This is a genomic window from Caulobacter sp. HMWF025 (assembly GCF_003060965.1).
Lineage (GTDB): Bacteria > Pseudomonadota > Alphaproteobacteria > Caulobacterales > Caulobacteraceae > Caulobacter.
Genome location: NZ_QAII01000154.1, coordinates 1 through 6468 on the forward strand (window position 1 = coordinate 1; position 6468 = coordinate 6468).

Annotated in this window: 5 protein-coding genes, 1 tRNA gene, 1 rRNA gene and 1 pseudogene; 6 read left to right on the forward strand and 2 right to left on the reverse strand. The window is 67.3% G+C overall.

Annotated features, from left to right (window positions below; genetic code table 11):
- Positions 1-174 precede the first annotated feature (174 nt).
- From rrf to ggt, 3 genes are all read left to right on the forward strand, one after another.
- Positions 175-289: ribosomal RNA gene (rrf, locus tag DBR10_RS16270) — 5S ribosomal RNA — on the forward strand.
- Positions 290-363: 74 nt separating this feature from the next.
- A tRNA-Met gene (locus tag DBR10_RS16275) sits at positions 364-440 on the forward strand.
- Positions 441-640: 200 nt separating this feature from the next.
- Entirely contained in the window at positions 641-2323 is a 1683-nt protein-coding gene (ggt, locus tag DBR10_RS16280; protein WP_108505898.1) for a gamma-glutamyltransferase, read from the forward strand.
- Between the two features lie 9 nt (positions 2324-2332).
- On the opposite strand, the gene DBR10_RS20385 is transcribed toward ggt, so the two are convergent.
- Together DBR10_RS20385 and divL are read right to left on the reverse strand one after the other, a co-directional pair.
- Positions 2333-2464 (reverse strand): hypothetical protein, encoded by a 132-nt coding sequence (locus tag DBR10_RS20385; protein WP_255579995.1) that lies wholly within the window; start codon positions 2462-2464, stop codon positions 2333-2335.
- A 74-nt stretch (positions 2465-2538) separates the two neighbouring features.
- Positions 2539-4851 (reverse strand): cell cycle protein kinase DivL, encoded by a 2313-nt coding sequence (gene divL / locus DBR10_RS16285; RefSeq protein WP_108505899.1) that lies wholly within the window; start codon positions 4849-4851, stop codon positions 2539-2541.
- A 189-nt stretch (positions 4852-5040) separates the two neighbouring features.
- Between divL and DBR10_RS16290 the strand changes: the two genes are divergently transcribed.
- From DBR10_RS16290 to proA, 3 genes and pseudogenes are all read left to right on the forward strand, one after another.
- Entirely contained in the window at positions 5041-5439 is a 399-nt protein-coding gene (locus DBR10_RS16290; protein ID WP_108505900.1) for a metallopeptidase family protein, read from the forward strand.
- A complete protein-coding gene (locus tag DBR10_RS16295; RefSeq protein WP_108505901.1) occupies positions 5439-5876 on the forward strand; it encodes an SWIM zinc finger family protein in 438 nt (145 codons plus the stop codon). Before DBR10_RS16290 ends, DBR10_RS16295 begins: the two co-directional genes overlap by 1 nt.
- Positions 5877-6047: 171 nt before the next feature.
- Positions 6048-6468 (forward strand): annotated as a pseudogene (proA, locus tag DBR10_RS20235) (glutamate-5-semialdehyde dehydrogenase); the annotation flags it as partial.

A 6468-nucleotide genomic window follows, 5' to 3' on the forward strand; every position in this document is an offset into this window, starting at 1 on the left:
GTGTGGAAGCGCTGTGAGGCGTGTAGCTTACTGGTACTAATAGCTCGATAGGCTTGATCGTTCTTCAGCCAAACCTATGCAACAGCGCTTTGTAGCGCCCAGACATACGATGTCTTCTTCGACTTGATATAACCAGTGTCCCTCACCGGACACTGCACGCATCCTTTTTGCTGACCTGGTGGCTATGCCGGGGGTTCCCCACCCGATCCCATTCCGAACTCGGTCGTTAAGTCCCCCTGGGCCAATGGTACTTCGTCTCAAGGCGCGGGAGAGTAGGTCGCCGCCAGGTCCGCTAAAAGGATGCCGTCACTCAAGTCTTCAAAGTCCAATCCCTACCTGCGATAACATCACTACCTCCTTCGCCGCGGGGTGGAGCAGCCCGGTAGCTCGTCAGGCTCATAACCTGAAGGTCACAGGTTCAAATCCTGTCCCCGCACCCAAGATCGGATCCCGGACCTTTTCCGGATCCTGAAAAAGCCCCTCCGGTTCACCCGGGGGGGCTTTTTTCGTTTTGGCTCCCCGTTCAGCCCTAGCCGACGAGGCAAATGGCATCGGCTTCACCGGCCAACGGGACCCTGCTCGTGACAGTCCAGGGCGCGGGGCCTAGGCTCGACCGTTCGTTGTCGTCCGGAGCCGGCCCTTGTCCGCTATCAAGTCCTTCGTTGCCGCGCTGATCGTGGCCTGGCTTCTGGTCCCGACCGGTCAGCTCGCCGCCGCACCGAAGTCGCTCACGGCCGGGGCTGTCGCTTCGCCGGACCTCTATGGAGCCCTGGCGGCAGAAGAGACCCTGAAGGCCGGCGGCAATGCCGTCGACGCGGCCGTCGCCACGGCCTTTGCCCTGGCCGTGACCTATCCGGAAGCCGGCAATCTGGGGGGCGGAGGCTTCATGACCCTGCTGGTCGACGGCAAGCCCTACTTCCTCGACTACCGTGAAGTGGCACCGGCTGCGGCGACCCCGACCATGTTTCTGGACGCCCAGGGTGAACCGGTGGCGGATCTCAGTCTCGTCGGCCCCCTGGCGGCCGGGGTTCCGGGCACTGTCCGAGGACTGGCCGAGGCCCACCGCCGGTTTGGCAAGCTGCCCTGGGCCACGACCCTGGCTCCGGCCATCCGCTTTGCCGAGAAGGGATTCGACGTCACGCCGCAGCTGATCGGCATCCGCGACGGCAGCCAGGCACCCTTCCTGACGTCCACGAACTTTGCCCGCTATTTCTCTGGCATGAAGGCCGGTGAGCGCTTCCACCAGCCCGAGTTGGCCGCCACGCTGAAACGTATCGCCAGGGACGGTGACCGCGAGTTCTACGAGGGTGAAACGGCCAAACTGATCGTGGCCCAGATGGCGCGTGCGCCGCGCCCGGGCCTGATCCGCCCCGAGGACCTCGCGGGCTACAAGGCCGTCTGGCGCGAGCCGCTGGTCGGCCGCTGGCGGGACCTTAGGGTGATTACTGCGCCGCCTCCCAGTTCCGGCGGCATTGCCCTGCTGCAGCTTCTGGGGCTGAAGGATCGCCTGACCTTGCCGTTTACAGGCGTGGCGCTGAACAGCCCGCAATATCTGCATCTGGTCTCGGAGATCGAGAAGCGGGTCTTTGCCGATCGCGCCGAGTACCTGGGCGATCCGGACTTCGTCAGCGTCCCGACCGCCGCGCTGATCGATCCGGTCTACCTGGCCAAGCGCGCTGCAGAGGTCGATGCGATCCGGCCGTCACCAACTCCGGCTGTACGACCGGGTCTTGAAAAGCCCCAGACCACGCATTTCTCCGTCATCGACAAATGGGGCAATGCCGTCTCCAACACCTATACCCTGAACGGCTGGTTCGGTTCGGGCGTGGTGGTCGAGGGCGCGGGCTTTCTGCTGAACGACGAGATGGATGATTTCTCGGTCAAGCCGGGGGTCCCCAACCAGTTCGGCGTGGTCGGCGGCGATGCCAATGCCATCGCCCCGTTCAAGCGGCCACTGTCTTCGATGACCCCGACCATCCTGACCCGCGACGGCCAGGTGGCCATGGTGCTGGGCACGCCGGGCGGCTCGCGGGTCTTCACCTCGGTGTTCCAGGTGCTGGCCAATGTCTATGACCACGGCTTGCCCCTGGCCGACGCCGTCGCGGCCCAGCGCTTCCACCATCAGCTGCTGCCGGAGAACACGATTTTCTTCGAGCCCTATGCCCCGCCGTCCGAGGCGCTGACCCAGGCGATGACCGCGCAAGGTTATCGCCTCGAGACCCAGGACTATAACGGCGACATCGAGGCGATCCAGATCGTGGACGGACGGCCGGTCGCGGTTGCCGACCCCCGGGCCCGGGGCGTGGCCCGGGTCATTCCCTGAGCCCGAGCCCTATTGCAGGCTGACGGAGCCGGCCTCGCCCGCCTCGATCGCGGCGATCCGGGCAATGATCGCGTCCCAGAGGGCGAGCGCCTCGGCATCGCCGGCGGCGGCATATTCGGCAGCCCGCAGGGTGGCGATCACCTCGGCGTCGACGCCGTACTGACCAATCAGGGCCAGGGCGGTCTGCAGGACCGCGTCAGGCTCACCGGGCCGGGTCAGAACCGCAGCTCCGGCTGCATGGCACCCGGCTGCTGGGTTTCCGGCAGGTGGCAGGTAAAGGTCGAGCCCGCGCCGGGCTCGCTTTCCAGCGCCACCCAGCCGCCGTGCAGCTCGACCAGGGCCTTGACCAGGGCCAGACCCAGCCCCGGGCCACCCCGATCGCGGCCGACAAAGCGGTCGAAGATGTGGGCCTGGACGTGGAACGGTACCCCGCGCCCGGTATCGCGGACATCGATCCGGACTTCGCCCAAGGCCCGGCGGGCGGACAGGGTGACGCGGCCCTCCGGCGGGGTCTGGCGCAGGGCGTTCTCGACCAGGTGATCCACGGTCTGGGACAGTCGCTTGAGATCGCCGCGGATGAGGCCGACATCGTCCTCACATTCGATGACGAGGGACACCCCGCCCAGCAGGGCCGCCTTGGTCGCCTGGTCCCGGGCCTGTTCCAGCAAGTCGATCACCCGGATGTCCTGGATCTCCAGCGCCATTTCGCCGGCGTCGATCTGGGCCATGTCGAGCACGTCGTCGATGGACCGGGCCAGCTGGGTGGCGGCGGTCCGCACGGCGGCCACATGGTTGCGGCTGCGCTCATGCAGGCCGTCTGCGCGCTCGAGGAGCTCGGAATAGCCGATGATCGTGGTCAGCGGCGTGCGCAGTTCATACGAGACATTGCCCACGAAATCGCGCTTCAGCCGCTCGGCCTCGGCGAGGGCGGCCGAGCGGTCGGCCAGGGCGCTCTGCAGTTCCCGGGTGTCGGTGACATCGGCGAAGGCAATCAGCGTGGCCCCGTCGGGAAGCGGGCGCGACTGATAGAGAACGATCCGGTCATCCGAGGTGCGAACCTCGCCCGAGGTCGGGGCGCGCATTTGCGGATCCGGATCGGCGACGCGGCCCTTGAGTTCCCGCCAGAAGGCCAGGTCGTGCAGGCGCGGCACGCAGAGATCGACCACGCCCTCGAAATCGACGGCCGCTTCCAGGGCCAGGGCGCTGACGTTCCAGAAGGTTTCGAAGGCCTCGTTATGCAGACGCAGGCGGCCGTCCGAGCCGAACACGGCGACCGCGTCATTCAGCTTGTCGAGCGTGGCCTGCTGCACCTGGATCAGGGCGTTGTACTGGGCCTTCAGCCGCAGTTCGCCGGTGATATCGGAATAGAGCAGCAGCATCCCGCCCAGCGGGTGGGGCTGGCGCACCACCTTCAGGGTGCGGCCGTCCGGCAGGCCCCACAGCTCGTCGGCCTGCGGGCCGAGCGACTCGTAGCGGGCCAGCTCGTCGGCCTTCCAGCGGGCATAGTCGACCGTCTCGGGGAGGCGGCGGCGCTGGCGCAGGCGGTCCAGCACCTCGCCATGGGTCGGGCGCTCGGCCAGCCAGGCCGGCTCCAGGCCCCAGAGTTCGGCAAAGGCGGTGTTGTGGAAGGCCAGGCGCCGCGACTGGCTGAAGATCGCCACCGCATCGGCGATGTGGTTCAGCGTCTCGTCATGGGCCTCGACGTGCTTGCGCAGGGCGTCGCGGACATCCTCGATCTCGGTGACATCGGTGCAGAAGACCCCAACGCCGCCGCCTTCCAGCCCGCGGGCCGCGACCCGGAAGGCACGACGACGGCCGTCGACATTGATCCACCGCAGGGTCTCGCGCGGCTCGCCTCTGCCGGCGGCCTCCATGGCCAGGGTGTCGGCGGCGCGGTCGAAGGTCTTGCCGTTCTGGGCGGCGATCGCCGCCGAAGGGGCGTCGACGGCCCGCAGATAGGCCGCATTGCCCCAGACCGGCGCCCCGTCCGCGCCGGAAATCCAGGCGGGCTCGACGAGACCGTCGACAAAGGCTGCAAAGCGCGACGCCGAGGGCAGGCCGCCCTTGTCCGGAGCCGTGGCCGTCAGCCGCAGCCAGGCCATGGCCCCGGTTACCCGGCCCTCGACCTTGACGGCGCCGTCCGCCCCGGCGGCCTCGAAGGCACAGGGCTCGCCGCGTTCGAACAGACCTCGCAGTCTCAGGGCATGGTCGGGGTCGACCTTGATCAGGGCGTCAACCACGCCCTGGGCCTGGGCGGGGACCGCCAGGATCGCGGCGCAAGCCCCCAGGCTGTCGGCCCCGGAGACGAGACTGGCCTGCTCCGCTTCAACGCAGATCAGGGCGCTGTCGAAGGCTTCGAGGGCGGCATGATCACCGGGCGAACCGGTTTCCAGCCGCTTGAGACGCCCCTGCAGGACGGCAAGGCGGGCTTCAAAAATCCGCCGTTGGGCCAGAGCCCACAGGGTCGCGCAAAGAGCGAGGCAAACCGCGCCGGCCGTCGCCGTGAGGATCAGTTCTTGCGCAGTCATAAAATCCGTCGCTTGGCCCCGGAGCGCTGTCCGGCGAATGGGGTCCGGTTCGAGAACCGGAAGCGCCCCAATCCCTGGTCCCCCGTCTTCGAATCAGAATCACAGATTAGAGCGGCTGTGACCAGAGCGCGATCCGTACGCCTGTCGCAGGGGGCTGGCGGATCGCCGCAATCGGACTATCTGCACAGCATGACCCTGACCGCGCAACTCGCCCCGTCCCTGGATGATTTCGCTGCCCTGGCCGAGGCGGCCTTCAAGGCCCTGCCGGACCCGTTCCGCAGCCTGGCGGGCGATGTGGCGATCCGCATCGATGACTTCGCCACGGATGACGTACTGGACGCCCTCGACATTGCCGATCCGTTCGAGCTGACCGGCCTCTACCAGGGCGTCGATCTGGCCAATCGTTCGGTGCTCGACAGCCAGACCCTGCCATCGATGGTCTTCCTGTATCGCCGCCCGATCCTCGACGAGTGGTGTGAGCGCGGTGACGTATCGCTTGGCGAGTTGATCACCCACGTCCTGGTTCATGAAATCGGTCATCATTTCGGCCTGTCGGACGACGACATCGACCGCATCGAGGAGGCCTGATGGCCGGGACAGCGTTTGATCTCGAGGCCCTGCTTGATCTGACGGGGCCGAAGGTCTTCGCCCGTGGCGAGGCCTATGCAGAGGCCGGCCATGTCGACCTGGTGCAGGTGGACGCCGATGATGTGGTCGCCCATGTCGAGGGCACCGAGACCTATGTCGTCCGGCTGACCCCGTCGAACGGCCTTGGCCTGTGCACCTGTCCGGCCTTCGAGGATTTCGGCACCTGCAAGCATGTGGTGGCCACGGCCGTTGTGTTTAACGGGTTGAACGAGGCCGAGATCCGCGCGGCGCGCGGCAGGCTCGCCCGGCTTCGCGACGGCCTCGAGCTTGAAGGCCCGGCGGCCCTCGTCGAGCGGATTCTGGGCCTGGCGAGACGCTTTCCTGAGGTACTGGCCGAGCTTGAGGCCACTGACGAGCCGGCTTCGCCCGATCGATAGGGCCGATCTGACGCCCAAGAAGGCTCACGCCACCTTCAGATAATGCCGATTCCCCAAGGCGGCCCGACGTCCTATGGCTTGCGGCCGCAGCTGCCCACGAAAAGGCTTACGGTTTCAGCGGGCACGCTCTAGTAAGGCTCAACCTGAGCATAACCGGGGACGGCAGGATCGATGAACGGCGCGGGCGTCAGCTTGCAGGCGACGATGACGGCGATGGGCGTGGCAGCCCGCGACGGCGCACGTGCGCTGCGCCTCGCCACCGCCCAGCAGCGGACGGCGGCCCTGGTCGCCATGGCCGCGGCGATCCGCGAGGATGCGGAAAAGATCCTCGCCGCCAATGCCCGCGACCTCGACCAGGCCCGCGCCAACGGCCTGTCTGGCCCGATGCTGGACCGGCTGATGCTTGATGCCGCGCGCCTGGAAGGCGTCGCCGTCGGGGTCGAGACCGTGGCCGCGATCCCCGATCCGCTCGGCGTCGCCACCTCGCGCTGGACCCGGCCCAACGGGCTCGACATTTCCCGCGTCCGCACCCCGATCGGGGTCATTGCGATGATCTATGAGAGCCGGCCCAACGTCACCGCCGATGCGGCGG